A 17,341-nucleotide genomic window follows, 5' to 3' on the forward strand; every position below is an offset into this window, starting at 1 on the left:
AAAATTAAAAAAATCACCTTACATTTAGGTGATTTTATTTTTTATAATTAAATTTGCGTATAAATTACACAATTATGCATATCGTACGATTGAATTCTATTCTGGATAATGACTTTTACAAAATAACCATGCAGAATGCCGTGGTAAAATTATTCCCAGGCACAATAGTAAAATATGAATTTATCAACAGAGGAAAACATCAGTTTCCTGAAGGTTTTGATGTTGCATTGAGAGAAGCGGTAAACAAAATGGCCGAACTGAAACTTACCAAAGAAGAGAAAAAATTCATGGCGAAGACTTGTCCTTACATTGATCTTCCTTATCTGGATTTCCTGGAAGGCTATCACTACGACCCATCTGAAGTAAAGATTCACCAGGAAGGAAGTGATTTGTCGGTAATCGTGGAAGGGCTTTGGTACAGAACAATTCTTTGGGAAGTTCCTTTGCTCGCCCTCATCAGTGAACTCCATTACGAAATGAACCATATGGAGAGAGATTCCAACGAAGCGGTAATCAGTAAAACATCTGAAAAGACGGAAACTCTTGCTAAATTAGGAGTAAATTTTGCTGAATTCGGTACCCGCAGAAGACATTCTTATAAAGTGCAAAACCTGGTGATGGAAACGCTGACACAGAAAAAAGACTCTACTTTTATCGGAAGTTCAAATGTTCATTTCGCCATGAAATATGGTGTAAAACCTATTGGTACGCATGCCCACGAATGGTTCATGTTTCATGCCGCGGAATATGGTTTCAAAATGGCAAACGAACTAGCCCTAGAACATTGGGTAGACGTTTACAGAGGCGATTTGGGAGTTGCGCTTTCCGACACGTACACAACAGATGTTTTTTTCCAGCAGTTTGATAAAAAATTTGCCAAGCTTTTTGACGGTGTACGTCACGACAGCGGTGACCCTCTCGAATTTGCAGATAAAACGATCGCTCATTATCAGAAACACGGTATTAATCCTTTGTTTAAATATATTATTTTCTCAGATGGATTAAATCTAGAAAAGGTAGAAGAAATCACCAATTACTGTAAAGGTAAAATCGGCGTATCTTTCGGAATCGGAACCAACCTGACCAATGATGTGGGTTTAAAGCCAATGAATATTGTAATGAAACTTATTGGCGTTCAAGCCCCCAATAAGGAATGGATCCCTACTGTAAAACTGTCCGACGAACACGGAAAATATACAGGAGATCCTAAGATGATTGAATTGGCAAAAGAGTTTTTAAGAATTCAGAATTAATAAATTTATAAAGTGTCTTTTTATAGTAAATTTTCAGAAAAAGATCTGATTGAATCCTACAAGAATCAATTGGATTACCAAGGCAAAGCAAGTCAGGAGCTTTTAGAAGAAATTATGAAACGAGGCTCGTTGGAAGAGTTTCAGGATACCATTGAAAATCAAAATAAAATATGTAATGAAAGAAATAGAATTATAAGAGAAATTCATCAACATTATATGAACAAATCTTCTCAGCAAGAATGTCTCGCTTTAATAACTTCAGACCTGCTATCTCAAAAAGATCTAGAAGAACTTGTTAACATTAAATACGCACATATTCATCAAAATATTGAAAATTTAAAAGTCGATTCTATAATAATACTAAAAAGCTTTTATGCTGTTCTTATTTCCTCAATAATAACTTTTGTTTTATTGACAATAGCTATTTATACAATGGAATTCTTAATAGCATTTCACTTTTTTCTGCTTATCCCCGTTTACATCATAAATTATTGGATTATAAGAATGATCGTCAAGAAGACAAGAAAAAATGTTGCAGTTTTTACAGCTACTTTTTTAGCTACTTTATTAAATGTTTTTTATTTCCTCTTTTTCATTTCTCAATAAAATCGGGTTTAATTTTTATTCAGTTTTTTCATCAATATAGCTTCCATTTTTTCATAACCTTTTGCAGTCGGGTGAATTTCGTCTTCCGTGTAAATTTTATCAAGTCCATTTCGTGCATCTTTCATTTCGGAATGATAATCTACGTAAGGAATATTATGTTTTTTTGCATAGCTCTCAATCATTTTGTTGAGGGCAATTACTTTCTCTGCCGGGTGCATATCTTTTCGCCATCCAAAATCATAAGCCGGAAGAACGGAGCAAAGAACGACTTTGATATTATTTGCTTTCGCAAGCTCAACCATAGAAACGATATTTCCAAAAACTTTATCCAAAGAAATTGGCCCCTGATTTTCTGCAATATCATTCGTACCTGCAAGAATTATTACACGTTTTGGCTTCAGTTTAATAACATCTTCCCTGAATCTCAAAAGCATTTGTGAAGTCACCTGACCGCTGATTCCTCTTCCCACAAAGTTATTTTTTGTGAAAAATGCAGGATCTGTAGAAAACCATCCCTCAGTAATAGAATCTCCCATGAAAACCGTATTTGGAGCTATATTTTTAGATACTATTTCACTATTCTGCTTTTCATATTTTGCATAATTGGCAAAATCCTGTCCTGATACTATAGCTGAAAACATAATGGCTGAAAAGATTAAAAATTTCATTAAATCTGATTTTAATATTTGAATACCTGAAATAACGAAAAACAAATTGATTTTACAAATACAAAACCCGAAAATATAAAACAATTTTCTTTCAATAAAACTTAAGGATTTCCGTAAAAAATAAAGTTTCCTTTTTGTAATTTTGAAATATGGAGATGACCTATTTAATTATCGGATGTATTGCAGGAGGAATCATTGGAGCAATCATCCTGTATTTTGCCCTGAAATCCTCGATGGTAGCAAGAAGTTCGTACGACGGACTGAATAATTTATATATTAAAAACAATTCTGATCTGGAAAATTCAAATCTGAAAATCAATGAATTAACAAATACTCTCAATGAAGAAAAAGAGCTTAATCTGCAACAATCTGATCTGCTTAATGATCTAAAAAATGAATTTGCGAAGATCTCCGCAGAACACGCTTCTTTACAGACTCAGTTTCTTGAACAAAAACAATTAAACTCAAAACAGGCTCTTCAGATTGAGGCTTTGACTGATGACAAGCAATCTCTTTTTGCAAAAAATTCTGAACTTTCTGCCATTAATGAAAGCTTACAAAAATCTCTTGAGACCCAAAAAGAAGAAATAATAAAAATTCAGGAAGAATCTAAATTACAGTTTGAAAATCTTGCCAATAAAATTCTGGAAGAAAAAGCAGAAAAGTTCACCACTTTAAATCAGAATAACCTTAAAACAATTCTAGAACCTTTTCAGGAAAAAATAACAGACCTTAAAAACCGTGTCAATGAAGCTTATGAGAAAGAAAATAAAGAACGTTTTTCTCTGGCGGAAAAGGTAAAAGAACTGGCAGAACTGAATCAGCAGATTTCAGAAGACGCTAAAAAACTAACCCGCGCCTTAAAAGGCGAAAGCAAAACACAAGGTAACTGGGGCGAAATGATTCTGGAAAGCATTCTGGAAAAATCAGGCCTTGTAAAAGGAAGGGAATACTTCCTGGAACACGAGCTGCGCGATGAAGACAATAAAGCTTTGTTTTCGGAATTTTCAGGAAAAAAAATGCGTCCTGATGCTGTTGTAAAATATCCGGATGAAAGAAATGTGATCATCGATTCTAAAGTTTCTCTGACAGCTTTTACAGAACTTGTGGATGAAACCGATCAGGACGTCTACCTCATGAAGCTCAACCAGCATTTATCTTCCATTAAAAATCATATCACGCAACTTAGTCAGAAGGCATACGATGATTATGGAAAATCACTGGATTTTGTAATGATGTTTATCCCTAGTGAGCCGGCGTATATTGCAGCTATGCAGGCAGATCAAAACCTATGGAATTATGCCTATGAAAAAAGAATTCTACTGCTTAATCCAAGCAATCTGATTACATCATTAAAACTGATCGCCGACCTGTGGAAACGTGAATATCAGAACAAAAATTCCATGGAAATCGCTGATAGAGGTGCCAAGCTTTATGATAAATTTGTAGGTTTTGTAGAAAATCTTGAAAAGGTGGGTAAGAATATTGATCAGGCAAAAAATGTTTATAATGAAGCGTACAAACAGCTTTTCACAGGAAATGATAATCTTGTCATACAGACTCAGAAATTAAAATCCCTGGGTATTAAAAACAAAAAAGACGTCCCACAAAGTCTTATAGACAATTCTCAGCTCTACTTGGACAACTCAATTGAATAAATCTAAAATAATAACTCCGTTCAATAGTTCGGAGTTTTTTGTTTTCTAAAATCAGTTTTTAAATGCTCTTAAAAAATAATTTTACATAATTTTGTGGAATGTTAATAGAAAGTTTTCAGAACGAAAAGGTAAAATACATCACCAAACTCCTTACGGATAATAGATTTAGGAAAAAAACCAATGTTTTTGCAGTAGAAGGTCAACAGGAAAATGAGCGTGCACAGACATTCGGTTTTGAAGCCATTGAATTTTTCATCTGTGAAAATATCTTTCAGAAAGAATTGCCACAAGGAAAAATTCACTGGGTAAGTGACAAAGTGTACGAAAAAATAGCTTATCGCGGAAGCTCAGAAGGAATTATCGGGATTTACAACACAAAAAAAGCAGATTTATCTTCATTTATTCCCAAAGAAAATTCTACCATTATTGTTGTTGAAGGTGTAGAAAAGCCCGGTAATCTGGGGGCTATTTTAAGAAGCTGTGAAGCTTTCGGCATCGATGCATTGATCGTTTCAGACGGAAAGACGGATTTTTACAACCCGAATGTTATACGATCGAGTGTTGGCTGTCTTTTCGGGATGCAGGTATTTCAGGCAGAAAACCAACAGACGTTAGAATTTCTTAACAAAAACGGCTATCACGTTTATACCACCATTATGGATGAAACCTCAAAAGATCTTTACACAAGAGATTTTAAGCAGAAATCTGCCGTAGTTTTCGGGACAGAACATTCAGGGCTGAGCGATTTCTGGATCGGGAAAGGGAAAAATACGCTTATCCCTATGTCAGGCAGCATAGACTCTCTGAATCTGAGTAATGCCGTTGCAATTACTTGTTATGAAACATTGAGACAGAAAAGAATTTAAATAATAATCATTTACACTTAAAAGCATAAAAAAACCGCATCACTGGGTGAGCGGTTCTTTTATTTTTAAAGCTTGCTTGAATTATTTCTTAGCAGCTTCTTCTTTCTTAGCTTCAGCTTTTACTTCTTCTTTAGCTACTTTAGCGTCAGCTTTTACTGAATCTTTAGCAGCATCAGCGTTAGCTTTTACTGTATCAACAGTAGCGTTAGCAGTAGAATCGATAGCAGTTGTAGCTGAATCAGCAGTAGCGTTTACTGAATCTACAGATCCTTCAGTAGTGTTAGCTTCAGTTTTTTTACAAGCAACTAGAGAGATTGCAGCGATAGCAGCTACGAATAATGACTTTTTCATAATAAATTAAATTTAATTTTGTTAATATTGTTTTATAAAATCTTTTCTCTGTTCTATTATTTGAACAAGACAAAGGTATAGCAGATAGAAAATTTGTGTAGGAAAAATAATTGTAATACCTTTGTAAAATAGATTTACAAATTAATATAACTGATAATCAATAATTTAATCATTTCAAAATACATTGACGGATTTAGATATATTACACTTTGAGCAGCTAAAAAAGGATGTCCAGGCTCAATACTTGAAAGAATACACCCCTTCCAATGATGATATATCTAAATGGAAGGGAATCGACATCATCTATTTTCAGGAAGATCTTCGGAAAAAAGCTAAAGGAAACATTAGCGAAAAATCTTTTTACACTTATTTTAAAAATTCACCTGTCACTAAATTACCAAGGATTGATATGCTCAATTTATTGAGTATTTATGCAGGTTACGATTCTTGGTATGAATTTAAAAAACAACATCTTTTTACAGGAGAACTATTGCGGGATGATGAAGATTTAAATGCTGAAGATATTGAGGAAATTGAAAAAACAGTTTCCGCAGCACCGGATCTCCTTACGAATGAAAATTCGCTTAAAAAACAGGACGAAAAACCTGCTGAAAATACAAATTTACAAAAATCAATTACTGAAAATCAAACATTTAACCAAAATAAAGAATCATTTCCAACAGCAAACTTTAAAGAGCTGAAGCCGCAGAAAAATTTCATCAGAAAGAATGTCTGGGCTATTATAACTTCTGTTTTGGTTGTTCTTACAGGTCTTTTAGGTTTTAAAGACGTTCTTTTTTCAAAAACATATAAATATTGTTTTACTGATGCAGACCGGGGATTAGGTGTTGTCAATACTCTTGAAATAAAAGTGATCAAGGAAAATGAGTCTCCTATCCTTTATAAGATAAAACCGGGAGAATGCTTTTATTATTCTACAAAGGACAAAAACCTGAAAATGCAGATCAGCTCTCCTTTTTATGAATATCTGGAGATCAACAGAAGCCTTGAAAATGCACCGGATGAAGAAATTATAGAGTTAAAGCCTGATGATTATAAAATGGCGGCCTATTATTTCTCGATTAAAGATGCGAATGGAGATCCTGAAGAGCTTAAAAGAAAGAGAAACCAATTGGAAAGCCTTATCAGCAACAACGCTATCATTTATCAGATATATGACAATAATATCTACGGAATAGAAAGACTCGACAAACAGAAATACATTACACTGGTTACCACTCCAACCACTTCATTGAAGAATCTAAGTGTAATAGAAATGAAAAAAGATAACAACGGAAAGATCATCTCCATCAAATTTAAAATTGCAACAGATGAAAAGAATAAATAACTTTTTAATTTTTACCCTATTGCTTCTTGCATTTGTTTCCTGTAACAACAAAAAGACAGAAATAAGTGATCTTGACAAGCTTAGAAACAGCAATAATACCAAAACGTATCCTGCCGTGCAAATGGACAGCGCACAGGCAATCAACTTCATCACAAAACAAAAGGTTCAGGAACTCCTTGATCTGTCGACACTTTATCTATCCGGAAACAGAAATACGGAAATTGATACGGTTATCTATTCCCAGATGCAGAGTTATTTTCATAAACCTGACAGCCTGACTTTTAAGAACCTGTTTCACGAACTTGACAGCTTAAAGGTAAAATCCGTAAAAGTAAATAATCTGGAAGTTTATAAAGACCTGCAGAATCAGGATACACTGGATTTTGCCAAGTTTAATGTAGAATATTTCGACAATAAGAATAAATCGTTGGGAACTTTTGAGAAGAACGCACAATACATTCTTGTTTCTACTCCTAATACAAAAAAAGAATTCAAATTTTTCTTTCTAAATTTTTATTCCAATCCTTTATTAAAGAAAGACAGTACATCTGTAGGAGTTACCAGATAATCCAGCGGAATATCATTCTCCCAGACATCATCGATATTTTCATCGGGGTTAAAATAATTAACTCCGATTTTCTTTGGTTCCTTAGAAATATTTTCAAAAAAACCATCGTAAAAACCTTTGCCATATCCTACTCTGTTTCCATTATTATCACAGTATAATAATGGAGTAATGATATAATCAAAATCGAAAACTTTGGAATCTTCATTTGAAACAGGTTCAGAAATATCCCATTGATTAAACTCAAATTTTGTATCACTAAAAATTTCTAAAGAGATCAGCTGGGTATCGACTATTTTCGGAACAAAAACCCTGATATTCCGGCTAAGAAAATAATCAATAAATAAGTGTGTATCAATTTCCCTGAATTTAATAACAGGAATGAAAATATGAACTTTATCTCCAGATACAGGTTTAAAATAATCAATGAAATTCTTAAAAACCTTTTGGGATAACAAGAAAGCCTCATCATCTGACAAGGCTTTTCTTTTCTGCATATATTTTTTTCTAAGTTCAGCTTTTAGCATCGTAATCAGATCATTTTTACTGAAATAATTTTTACCGGGCAAGCTTTCGCTGCTTTATCACATGGTTCCAAAGCTTCGGGATTCGGCGTTTTCAGCGTATAAAAACCTTTTTTATCAACGGTTTTCAGCAATACCGATTTTCCGTCTTTTTTAGACATCCTGAAATATTCCGGAGCAAATTCTGCGCAATAATTACAGCCTATACATTTATCCCTCTGAAGCGTAACGATGACCATTAATTAACTTCTTTTACAATTTTGTAAAGTTTGTCACTTGCCCTCACACGGAATTTTGTAGGGAATGTGATCACGTCTGATTTTGTAGCTTTTTCAGAATCTCCTTTTTCATCTACCATCATCGTTTCAATCACCATTTCCTGAGAACCTGTTGTCGGTCCCTGGATTAAAACACTGTCACCAACATTAAGATCATAGGCTTCAATTAAAAATTCAGCGATATTGGATTTTGGGTAAAAATGTCTCCCTTTTCCGATATAAACTTTCTTTTGTGTTGCACTTGAACCTGAATTTGAAGACCATTCTCCCAATTCCTGACCAAGGTAATACCCGCTCCAGAAGCCTCTGTTATAAACCGTTTCCAGCTGGGTCATCCATTCAGCAACCTTTTCCTGAGAAAAAGTACCATCTGCAATAGAATCTATCGCTTCTCTATAGCATTTTGTAACCGTCGCTACGTATTCAGGAGCTCTTCCTCTTCCTTCTACTTTAAGAACTTTAACACCGGCATCTACAATCTCATCCAAAAATCCTATGGTGCAAAGATCTTTTGGTGACATCATATATTCATTATCCAGTTCGATCTCGAAACCTGTTTCCTGATCAATCACTGTATATTTCTTACGGCAGTTTTGCTTGCAAGCCCCTCTGTTGGCAGAAGAATTAGCAGAGTGAAGACTTAAATAACATTTCCCTGAAACAGCCATACAAAGCGCGCCGTGTCCAAAAATTTCAACTTCAACAAGATTTCCCGATGGGCCTTTTACCTGATCTTTTTCAATTTGGGTACAGATTTTTTTAATCTGGGAAATACTTAATTCACGACTCATCACCATGGTATCTGCAAAAAGAGCATAAAACTTCACCGTTTCAATATTCGTGATATTGATTTGTGTCGAAATGTGCACTTCCATGCCAATTTGTCTCGCATAGGCTATAACCGCCTGATCCATAGCGATTACTGCAGTAAGATTGGCTTCTTTTGCTTTATCAAGAAGAGTTTTTATGATAGAAAGGTCATGATCGTAAATAATTGTGTTCAGCGTAAGATACGTTCTTACTCCTTTTTCCGTGCATCTTCTGGAGATTTCCGGCAGGTCTTCTATCGTGAAGTTCATCGTTGCTCTTGCACGCATATTCAGCTGCTCTACTCCGAAGTACACAGAGTCTGCTCCATTATCTATAGCCGCCTGAAGGGATGTAAAATCGCCTGCAGGAGACATCAGTTCTATTTTTCCGCTTTTTGTCATTTCTTGTTGAGAAAATTTTTGCAAAGATAAACAATTTTCAATTGAGTATATTTATCAGGCAAAATCACAACCTCTATGAAAGCCTTTTAACTTAAAAAACAAAAATTCATCTTATGAATATGACATTTTGTCTTTAATAATATTTTAAGAAATGTTAATGAAGATACCAAATTACGACTTAATGCATAAAGTATTCCTATTCCTGTTAAATTTTAGTTAAAAATGAAACATTACATACTAAGTGCATACCTATTTAGCATTAAATTTGTTTACAATAAAAACGAAAAAATTAATTAAAATAAATAACAAAGAAAGATATACAATGAAGAGTACTTTAAAAAAACTATTACCATTTGCCGTAGTAGGAGTGATGTCAGGAGCTACTACCGTTGGAACATTACAATATTTCAACCACGATGCCAATAGTACGGACCAGTCTTATTTTACAAAATCAGCAACTAATGTCAATTTTGCAGGGATGAATTCTTCTGCAGTAGGTGATGACTTTGTGAAAGCAGCCAAAACAACTGTTCCCGCCGTGGTTACGATTAAAAATTACCAGTCCAGAACAACCAGCCGTGCCTCTGAGCAGGATCTTTTTGATTTCTTCTTCGGAGATCCGTTTGGAGGAAGAGGACAACAAAGGCAGCGACAGCAGCAACAGGCACCGGACAATATGCCTTCGGGAATGGGATCTGGGGTTATTATTTCGCCTGACGGTTACATCATTTCAAACAACCACGTTGTAGCAGGTGCCAATAAACTGGAAGTCGTTTTAAGCAATAAAAAATCTTATATCGCTACGCTAATTGGCACAGATCCTAACACAGACATTTCATTATTAAAAATCGAAGAAAAAGGGCTCCCTTATCTGAATTTTGCTAATTCGGACAATATTGAAGTCGGACAATGGGTGCTTGCAGTAGGAAATCCACTCGGGCTGAACTCTACTGTGACAGCAGGTATTATTTCTGCGAAAGGAAGAGGTATCGGAATTTTAGGATCCCAAGGAAAAGCAGCAAATCCTATTGAAAGTTTTATTCAAACGGATGCAGCGATCAATCCCGGAAATTCAGGAGGCGCACTTGTGAATACAAACGGAGACTTGATCGGTATCAACTCGGCAATCCAATCAACAACAGGATATTATCAGGGTTATGGATTTGCAGTTCCTGCTAACCTGGCAAGAAAGATCGTTGAAGATATCAAAAAATTCGGTATTGTACAGAGAGGATTCCTTGGGGTAACTTCTTTAGATCTATCCGATGACCTGCTGGTGGCAGCGTATAATAAACAAAAGAAAACGAATATCAAAGCAGGTTCAGGAATTTTGGTTACCGGGTTCGGTGAAAAAAGTGGTGCTGAAGATGCCGGTTTAAAAACAGGGGATATCATTACAAATATAGACAATACACCTATTACAGACTTTGCAGATCTTTCCATGTCTATAGGAAGCAAGCGTCCTGGTGATAAAGTCGTGGTAACCTACCTGAGAAATGGTAAATCAGCAACAACAACCGTTACCCTTAAAGATCAAAAAGGAGGAACATCAACAAGAACAAAGGCAGATCTTAGTGTAACTGAAAAAATCGGGGCAGAATTTGAACCGCTTAACGATAGAATTAAAACAAACTATGGTCTAAGTAGTGGGGTCACTGCTAAAAATGTTGCAGAAGGTGGTGAGATTGCTAAGATTGGAATTGTAGATGACTACATTATTATGGAAATTAATGGCAAGCCTGTCAATTCACAAAAAGACGTTGATAAAATCCTTGATAAATATTCAGGAAATGTATCGGTAAAATTTGTGGATAATTATGGACAGATCTACACCAGAGGATTCAAAATGCCTTAAGAGAAATCAACTTAAACTTTCCATATCAACAAAAAATCGCTGCAGAGTTGCAGCGATTTTTTTATTATGATTGATTCACCTTTTCGGAGATTCTTTTTTTCTTTTGGCGCTCATAGATAATTTCGACAATTTTACCGCCTATCCATGAAAAAGGGAAAAAAGTAAGGAAAATCGAGATCTTATAAAATGTAGGATGATAAGGAAAAATAATAACATCCAGCATGGCCAGAAAAAGCATTATAAACCCGATAAGAATAGCATAGGCAACTTTAGCGTATTTAACGATCATCGCTGTTGCAACACCTCCTATCGTGGTTCCCAATCCGGAAATAAATAAAAGAAACCCAAAGAATGCATCATTATTCTGCATACTTTGAAGAAATCTCTGCCAGTGCTCAAACGGCGCAAAAGCATCGAAAGTAACCCATTGCGGAAATACTCTTATTCCAAGAGTAATGGTGAGGCCGGCAATTCCCAATCCCACGATAAGCGCAATTGTATTTCTTATAAAATTCATTAATCCTGATGAGCAATCATAGAAATTTCGATATCCACATTTTTCGGCAGGCAAGAAACCTGTACTGTTTCGCGAGCCGGAAAGCTTTCTGCATCCAGATAAGAAGCATAAATATCATTCATTACCGCAAAATCATCCATATTTTTAAGGAAGATCGTAGCTTTTACAACATTTCTGAACGTCATTCCTGCTTCTGTAAGAATAGCTTCAAGGTTTTTCATTACCTGATGTGTTTCTTTTTCAATTCCTTCCACCAATTTGCCTGTTGCAGGATCTACAGGGATCTGGCCAGAGATATATAAAACTCCGTTGGCCATGTTGGCTTGTGAGTAAGGTCCGATCGCTGCAGGAGCATTTACAGTGTTGATTATTTTTTTCATTAGAATTTATTTTGGGTGCAAATATAAAATTTATATTCTATTTCTATAATCAAATATCAAATCTAATGCTAGAATGGTGCATTCGGTTGTGTAAAACTTCTGTCTTTATATTTTAAAGCATCACTCAGAATATTCGCTTTGATTCCGATGAAGAAGTCGTAGACCTTATACTGGCCGAAAGGTACCCAGTTAAAATTAATGGTAAAACTTCGCTGATCTCTTGAAAAACCAATTCTGGTGTATGCCAGTTGTTTTGTCACCATATCGTAATGTGTGCTTCCATTGATATTCCAGTATGGGGTAAGCTTTATACTTCCATCCAGCCCGACAGAAGCCAGCCTAGTCGGAGTTCTGGAAGCGTAGCTTTTGGTATAGGCATAATTGGCATTTACATTTAACGTCCACGCCTGATCAAAGTGGGCATAATTGTCATCGTCAAAATAATAATTTTCATTTCTCACCTCCCCTTTCGACTTATATTTTTTTGCGAAATCCGTTTTTTCACCAAAAATTTCGCTACTTAAAGGATAAGAAAGCTGAACATTAAATCCCTGAATACTGAAGCCTCCAAGATCTTCCGTTCTGATTCCCGCATCCTGGCCGGGAAGATAAACGATCTTATAAGGATCTAATGACAAACTCGTATTGACGTTTAATTTATTATTGAAAAATGAAGATTGTCCGTTGATTGTAATGATAGAAAAAGGATGATCTTTTGCAGCAAAATTGTAGCTTCCGGAAAGGTTTAATGATTCAAAAATCTTTAGTTTCTTTACTCCCGTAGAATCACTTTTAGACTTTACTTTCATTTCAATATTATTTCCGATATTGAATCCTAATGCACCAACCATTCCGCTGCTTGGGCTTCCGATAATTCCTCCATCAAATATAGAATAAGGCGTTAAAGCTCCACTTGCATCATAATAATTTTTATAATATCCGAAACCTGAGCCCCCGAAATCAGGAGAGTATGTAAATCCGATACTCGGCGTCATCATATGTCTGATAGCTTCAATAGCTGATCCTTTTTTAAATTTCAGCATTCCGTACAATGTTGTCTGAAGGCTTGCCGTTGTGGAAAAAGTGGAGTATCCCGCGATTCCTTTGTTAGTTTCCGTGACCACTGCATTCTGAATCGGATCGTAAAATTTATTCACCGTTTTTGTAGTCAGGGCATTATCAACGTTCGCTCCCAAGCTGAACGTAAAATATTTGGCAATCGTTGTATTGGTTCCTAAAGCAATATTATTTTTCAAGCCAGTCTGCATTTTATCCCACATGGCAGCAGTGAAAAGCTCTCCTTCGTTCGTTTGTACAAAATTGGTAAGGTTAAGCCCTGTATTCACTGTAATATTTTCCAGCAAACCAGTTCTTGTTCCGGTTTTAGATTTAAAAAGATAAAACTGATTGATGGCAACATTCATCTGTGGCAGACGAAGATCTGATAATCCGGTCGCAAAATTCTGAGAATACGAAGCTGTTGCTGTAATCGTCGCCGGCAGCTTCAGGAATCTTTTGGTAATGGTTACCGTAGAGTTTTGTTGTGTATTTAATACGTTTTGATTTAAGATATAATTATTGTTCAGCGTATTGTTGTAGAACTTGGTACTTACGATGTCTACAGAAGCCGAGAAATTCAGAAACGGATTGGCTTTAGTATCCTGCGTATGTCTCCATGCGATTCTGTAAGTGCTTGTTTTTCCATAATCATCCAGACCTTTGATACCCCGCACCGCCGTTCCGATATCTGCAGAAAAGTTCCCCGAATAGCGGTATTTTTTCATGTAATTCATTTCTGGGCGCAGGTTCCAGCTTCCTTTGGTATAGATATCTGAAAGAATTTTAAGGTCAAAATGTTCTCCGATCGGCTGATAGTAGCCTAGCCCATTCAGGAAAAAACCGACATCCTGTCTTTCTCCGAAACTTGGAATAAGAATACCTGCAGACCGTTTATCCGAAAAGGGCAAAATGGCAAAAGGCATAATCAACGGAGTCGGAACCTGCTCGATATACATCTGAATAGGCCCTGAGATAATGGAGGATTTATTTTTGGTTTTAACCAATTTAATATTAGAAGCACGCAAATGATAATCCGCAGCAGTATCTTTCTTTTTTATAAAATAATCATCCGTTGTATAATTGGCACGTCTCATCGCAAAAACGGAATCATTATACTTTTTTGTTTTTTCAGCGACAATTACGCCTTCATTCTCTTCGGTTCTGGCATTGAAAGCAATAGCTTTCTTGGTCTTTGTATTGTACTGAAATTCATCGGTCTCAAACTTTTTCCCGGCCTGTGTAATAACAGCAGGTTCTATATATTTACCGGAAGAATCCTGTTTTCCGCGGGCGTACATAAGACTTTTAGACTCATCTATGGAGATATAATCTGCATCAATCTGAACATCCTGATATTTTACCTGGGCGTTTTTGTTGAGATAAATCATTTTTTTCTGAAAATCTCTGCGATTATAGTCTGCCTTCGTCTGAAGAACACTTTCGAGAGGTTCTTTTTTCAGAACGATCGTATCTTGTTTAGGAATAGTATCATTAGCCGTATTTTTAGTCAGTTTTTCAGGAGCTTGCTGTGCTAAAAAACTGTTAAAAATTAGGATAATTAAAATTTGTAATATATTTTTGGAGACGGTTTTGGCCAATTTATTTATTATATTTATGAATATACAATTAAGGCTCAAAATTAATATAATTTTTAAAACTGTAGGATGCACAAAGTAAATTTTAAAATAATTTTATCATTTCTCCTTATTCTGTCGATCAACTTTATTTTTTCGCAAAAGAAATTCACCATTGTTTTGGATGCAGGACACGGAGGAAATGATCATGGCGCTAACAGATCCTATGCAGACATAGGAAGAATTGCTGAAAAAGATATCACTCTTGCCATTACCTTAAAAGTAGGGGCAATGCTCGAAAAAAATAAAGACTTCAAAGTAATTTATACCCGAAAAATAGATGAATACCCTTCTCTGTCAGACAGAACAAATCTGGCCAACAGAAGCAAGGCAGACCTTTTTATTTCCATTCACTGCAACTCTTCTAAAAAACCGACAGCTTACGGAACTGAAACTTTTGTACAGGGGCCTGATCAAAATGACACCAATCTGGAAGTTGCAAAAAGGGAAAACGACGTGATCTTTTTAGATGAAAAAGATAAGCAAACCTTCGGCTCGTACGATGCCAGCTCCCCGGAATCTCTTATTGCGCTGAAGCTTCAGCAAAGTAAATACCTCGAATCGAGTCTTCTATTGGGAGGTTTGGTTGAAGAAAATTTTGTAAATAAAGATAAAAGAACATCCAGAGGCGTGTGGCAGAAAAACCTTCACGTACTCCGTATGAATGCCATGCCATCGGTACTTATTGAGACCGGATTCATCAATCACCCTGAAGAGAGCCATTATCTGGCTTCGGAGAAAGGACAGGACGAAATCGCAGAAAGTATATACAAAGCAGTTATTGATTATAAAAAAGCGATCGACCGTAAATCAGGATATATGGCATCTACCAGAAAACCGGAACCAGAAAAACCTGCGGAAGTTGCCTTGAAAAATGATTTCAGAATACTTCTGCTTAGTTCTCCGACAAAATATAATGACGGCGACCCTGCATTAAAAGGTCTTAACTATATTTTACCTCTTAAAGAAAACGGCCAATACAAATATTATTATGGAGTAACGAACCTGGCTTCTGTAAGAGATATTAATATTAAAACTGCCAAAGATGCGGGATTCAGGAATGCGTATGCCGTAGGATTTATGCCAAATCAGAAACTTAGTACCGGCTATTATACTATTGAAGTTTATACAGGAGACAAACTGAATGGAAATTCATTCATTCTTCAGACTCTGAAAAATGTGGAAAGAAATAAAGAAAACGGGGTCTTCTACTACACATACGGAAAGGTATTTACGCTCGAAGATGCGGCAAAACTTCAGAAAGATCTTGAAGCTAAAGGCATTAAGAATACCGTGATTCAGAAAGTCTTTAAATAATGTAATATAATTTTGAAGTTAAAAAGTTAATGATTACTTTTGCAACCTCAAAATTTGGCCTATTCGTCTAGTGGTCAGGACTCAAGATTTTCATTCTTGCAACAGGGGTTCGATTCCCCTATAGGCTACTAAACTACATGATTCAATCCCTGATCAATACAAAGTTCAGGGATTTTTTTATTCCAAAAGTCAACGGAATCTCCACTAATTTTAAAAGAACTCTCTTACACGATTTGTACAGGGCGAATATCCAAAATCTTTTTGGATTTCTAAAATTTTCAAACTTGCTAATTAATTACCAATTCCACTTGCAATTAATTTCTTTTGATTATTTTTCATTGTACGCAAATCAAATTACATTATTTTTGTTATATCATACAAAACTTAATCAAAAGCAAAATCTCAATTTATTCCTATGGAAAGATGCTAATCTTGTATGACTATTTTATTTATAATTTATGATAATTGATAAAAAATTCAGGAAGCTTAGAACTCAGATGAGACAATCTGCTAAAAAGATTATTGATGAATCAATAAAGGAACGCCTGTATTTTGAAATAGAAAATAAGAAACCAAATAAAGTTTGCATTTTTTGCTCTTCTGAAGATGCATTAACAAAAGAACATGTACTTCCTAAATGGGTATTTGAGAATTGTGAGAAAAAACAATTTATTTCACCCGCAAATGGAAACTCACAAACATTTAACAAGACTACACTACCAACATGTGCGGTATGTAACAATGATTTATTAGGTAACATTGAGAAATATATTACTTCATTATTTAGTAATATTGATCAAAAAAGTTTTTTTTTCAATGATTATGAGCTCGAAAACATAATAAGGTGGCTAGAAACAATAGATTATAAATTTCAAGTTTTAGAAACAAGAAGGAGATTTTTAAAACATAAATCATCTGAATTTGTCCCTTATTTAAGCAATGCTCCTCTTGCATTATTTTCAAAAAGAACAGACTTCTCACCGAGTAAAATTTTAGCAAATATTCGAATTGCTCAGCAACGCATTACTCAAAAATCGAAAAATAAATCTTTAAATTCAATACTCATATTTAAATCAAAAAATAAAAATTTTCATTTTATATATAATTACAATGAATTTATTTTTATTGAATTACCAAAGTTTGGATTAGCTCTATTTTATTTTTTTTCAAAGGAATTTATATCAGAAGAAGACGCTCATATAGAAGCAATGAAAATTATAAAATTACATTATCAATGATGCTATTATATAA

General features: G+C 35.0%; 17 protein-coding genes and 1 tRNA gene. 10 read left to right on the plus strand and 8 right to left on the minus strand.

All coding sequences use genetic code 11. From position 1 onward, the window contains the following. The first annotated feature begins 74 nt into the window (after positions 1–74). Both pncB and ACWNCI_RS12905 read left to right on the plus strand, forming a co-directional pair. On the plus strand, positions 75–1,253 hold the full coding sequence (pncB, locus tag ACWNCI_RS12900) for a nicotinate phosphoribosyltransferase (RefSeq protein ID WP_449388597.1): 1,179 nt from the start codon (positions 75–77) through the stop codon (positions 1,251–1,253). 12 nt (positions 1,254–1,265) lie between these two features. Beyond that, positions 1,266–1,859 carry a hypothetical protein gene (locus ACWNCI_RS12905; RefSeq protein ID WP_449388598.1) on the plus strand — a complete coding sequence of 198 codons (594 nt, stop codon included), beginning with the start codon at positions 1,266–1,268 and terminating at the stop codon, positions 1,857–1,859. A gap of 8 nt (positions 1,860–1,867) precedes the next feature. Here the strand turns inward: ACWNCI_RS12905 and ACWNCI_RS12910 are convergent, their stop codons facing one another. Continuing rightward, positions 1,868–2,527 (minus strand): SGNH/GDSL hydrolase family protein, encoded by a 660-nt coding sequence (locus ACWNCI_RS12910; RefSeq protein WP_449388599.1) that lies wholly within the window; start codon positions 2,525–2,527, stop codon positions 1,868–1,870. A 149-nt stretch (positions 2,528–2,676) separates the two neighbouring features. On the opposite strand from ACWNCI_RS12910, the gene rmuC reads away from it, so the two are divergent. Together rmuC and ACWNCI_RS12920 are read left to right on the plus strand one after the other, a co-directional pair. Then, positions 2,677–4,185: a DNA recombination protein RmuC gene (rmuC, locus tag ACWNCI_RS12915; protein WP_449388600.1), complete on the plus strand. Its 1,509-nt coding sequence runs from the start codon at positions 2,677–2,679 to the stop codon at positions 4,183–4,185. Between the two features lie 98 nt (positions 4,186–4,283). Next, positions 4,284–5,051, plus strand: a complete 768-nt coding sequence (locus ACWNCI_RS12920) for a TrmH family RNA methyltransferase (protein WP_449388601.1) — start codon at positions 4,284–4,286, stop codon at positions 5,049–5,051. An 81-nt stretch (positions 5,052–5,132) separates the two neighbouring features. On the opposite strand, the gene ACWNCI_RS12925 is transcribed toward ACWNCI_RS12920, so the two are convergent. Beyond that, on the minus strand, positions 5,133–5,402 hold the full coding sequence (locus ACWNCI_RS12925; protein ID WP_449388602.1) for a hypothetical protein: 270 nt from the start codon (positions 5,400–5,402) through the stop codon (positions 5,133–5,135). Positions 5,403–5,586: 184 nt separating this feature from the next. On the opposite strand from ACWNCI_RS12925, the gene ACWNCI_RS12930 reads away from it, so the two are divergent. Further along, entirely contained in the window at positions 5,587–6,750 is a 1,164-nt protein-coding gene (locus ACWNCI_RS12930; RefSeq protein WP_449388603.1) for a hypothetical protein, read from the plus strand. Further along, complete coding sequence (locus ACWNCI_RS12935) at positions 6,734–7,318, plus strand: hypothetical protein (protein WP_346983926.1); 585 nt, start codon at positions 6,734–6,736, stop codon at positions 7,316–7,318. Before ACWNCI_RS12930 ends, ACWNCI_RS12935 begins: the two co-directional genes overlap by 17 nt. On the opposite strand, the gene ACWNCI_RS12940 is transcribed toward ACWNCI_RS12935, so the two are convergent. The 3 genes from ACWNCI_RS12940 to ACWNCI_RS12950 are packed head-to-tail and all read right to left on the minus strand — an operon-like array spanning position 7,264 to position 9,328. Beyond that, positions 7,264–7,812, minus strand: a complete 549-nt coding sequence (locus ACWNCI_RS12940) for a 5-formyltetrahydrofolate cyclo-ligase (protein ID WP_449388604.1) — start codon at positions 7,810–7,812, stop codon at positions 7,264–7,266. The two genes, ACWNCI_RS12935 and ACWNCI_RS12940, sit on opposite strands and share 55 nt — an antisense overlap. A gap of 35 nt (positions 7,813–7,847) precedes the next feature. Next, entirely contained in the window at positions 7,848–8,078 is a 231-nt protein-coding gene (locus ACWNCI_RS12945) for a ferredoxin (protein ID WP_042722999.1), read from the minus strand. Next, the gene (locus ACWNCI_RS12950) at positions 8,078–9,328 is read right to left on the minus strand and encodes a peptidase U32 family protein (RefSeq protein ID WP_449388605.1); all 1,251 of its coding nucleotides are present in this window, start codon (positions 9,326–9,328) and stop codon (positions 8,078–8,080) included. Before ACWNCI_RS12950 ends, ACWNCI_RS12945 begins: the two co-directional genes overlap by 1 nt. Positions 9,329–9,650: 322 nt before the next feature. On the opposite strand from ACWNCI_RS12950, the gene ACWNCI_RS12955 reads away from it, so the two are divergent. Then, on the plus strand, positions 9,651–11,183 hold the full coding sequence (locus tag ACWNCI_RS12955; RefSeq protein ID WP_449388606.1) for a trypsin-like peptidase domain-containing protein: 1,533 nt from the start codon (positions 9,651–9,653) through the stop codon (positions 11,181–11,183). A gap of 64 nt (positions 11,184–11,247) precedes the next feature. On the opposite strand, the gene ACWNCI_RS12960 is transcribed toward ACWNCI_RS12955, so the two are convergent. The 3 genes from ACWNCI_RS12960 to ACWNCI_RS12970 form a co-directional block, all read right to left on the minus strand. After that, positions 11,248–11,700, minus strand: coding sequence for a hypothetical protein (locus ACWNCI_RS12960; RefSeq protein ID WP_346983922.1), 453 nt, complete (start codon positions 11,698–11,700; stop codon positions 11,248–11,250). After that, the gene (locus tag ACWNCI_RS12965) at positions 11,700–12,080 is read right to left on the minus strand and encodes a RidA family protein (protein WP_042723003.1); all 381 of its coding nucleotides are present in this window, start codon (positions 12,078–12,080) and stop codon (positions 11,700–11,702) included. The genes ACWNCI_RS12960 and ACWNCI_RS12965 overlap by 1 nt, the downstream gene beginning before the upstream one ends. A gap of 68 nt (positions 12,081–12,148) precedes the next feature. Next, complete coding sequence (locus tag ACWNCI_RS12970; protein ID WP_449388607.1) at positions 12,149–14,737, minus strand: putative LPS assembly protein LptD; 2,589 nt, start codon at positions 14,735–14,737, stop codon at positions 12,149–12,151. A gap of 66 nt (positions 14,738–14,803) precedes the next feature. On the opposite strand from ACWNCI_RS12970, the gene ACWNCI_RS12975 reads away from it, so the two are divergent. The 3 genes from ACWNCI_RS12975 to ACWNCI_RS12985 all read left to right on the plus strand — a co-directional run bounded on the left by ACWNCI_RS12975 (position 14,804) and on the right by ACWNCI_RS12985 (position 17,328). Continuing rightward, positions 14,804–16,090 carry an N-acetylmuramoyl-L-alanine amidase family protein gene (locus ACWNCI_RS12975; RefSeq protein ID WP_449388608.1) on the plus strand — a complete coding sequence of 429 codons (1,287 nt, stop codon included), beginning with the start codon at positions 14,804–14,806 and terminating at the stop codon, positions 16,088–16,090. A gap of 56 nt (positions 16,091–16,146) precedes the next feature. Beyond that, positions 16,147–16,218 (plus strand) — tRNA-Glu (locus ACWNCI_RS12980). Positions 16,219–16,548: 330 nt separating this feature from the next. After that, a complete protein-coding gene (locus tag ACWNCI_RS12985) occupies positions 16,549–17,328 on the plus strand; it encodes a hypothetical protein (protein ID WP_449388609.1) in 780 nt (259 codons plus the stop codon). The last annotated feature ends 13 nt before the right edge of the window (positions 17,329–17,341 follow it).

It is taken from the genome of Chryseobacterium lineare (assembly GCF_977014045.1).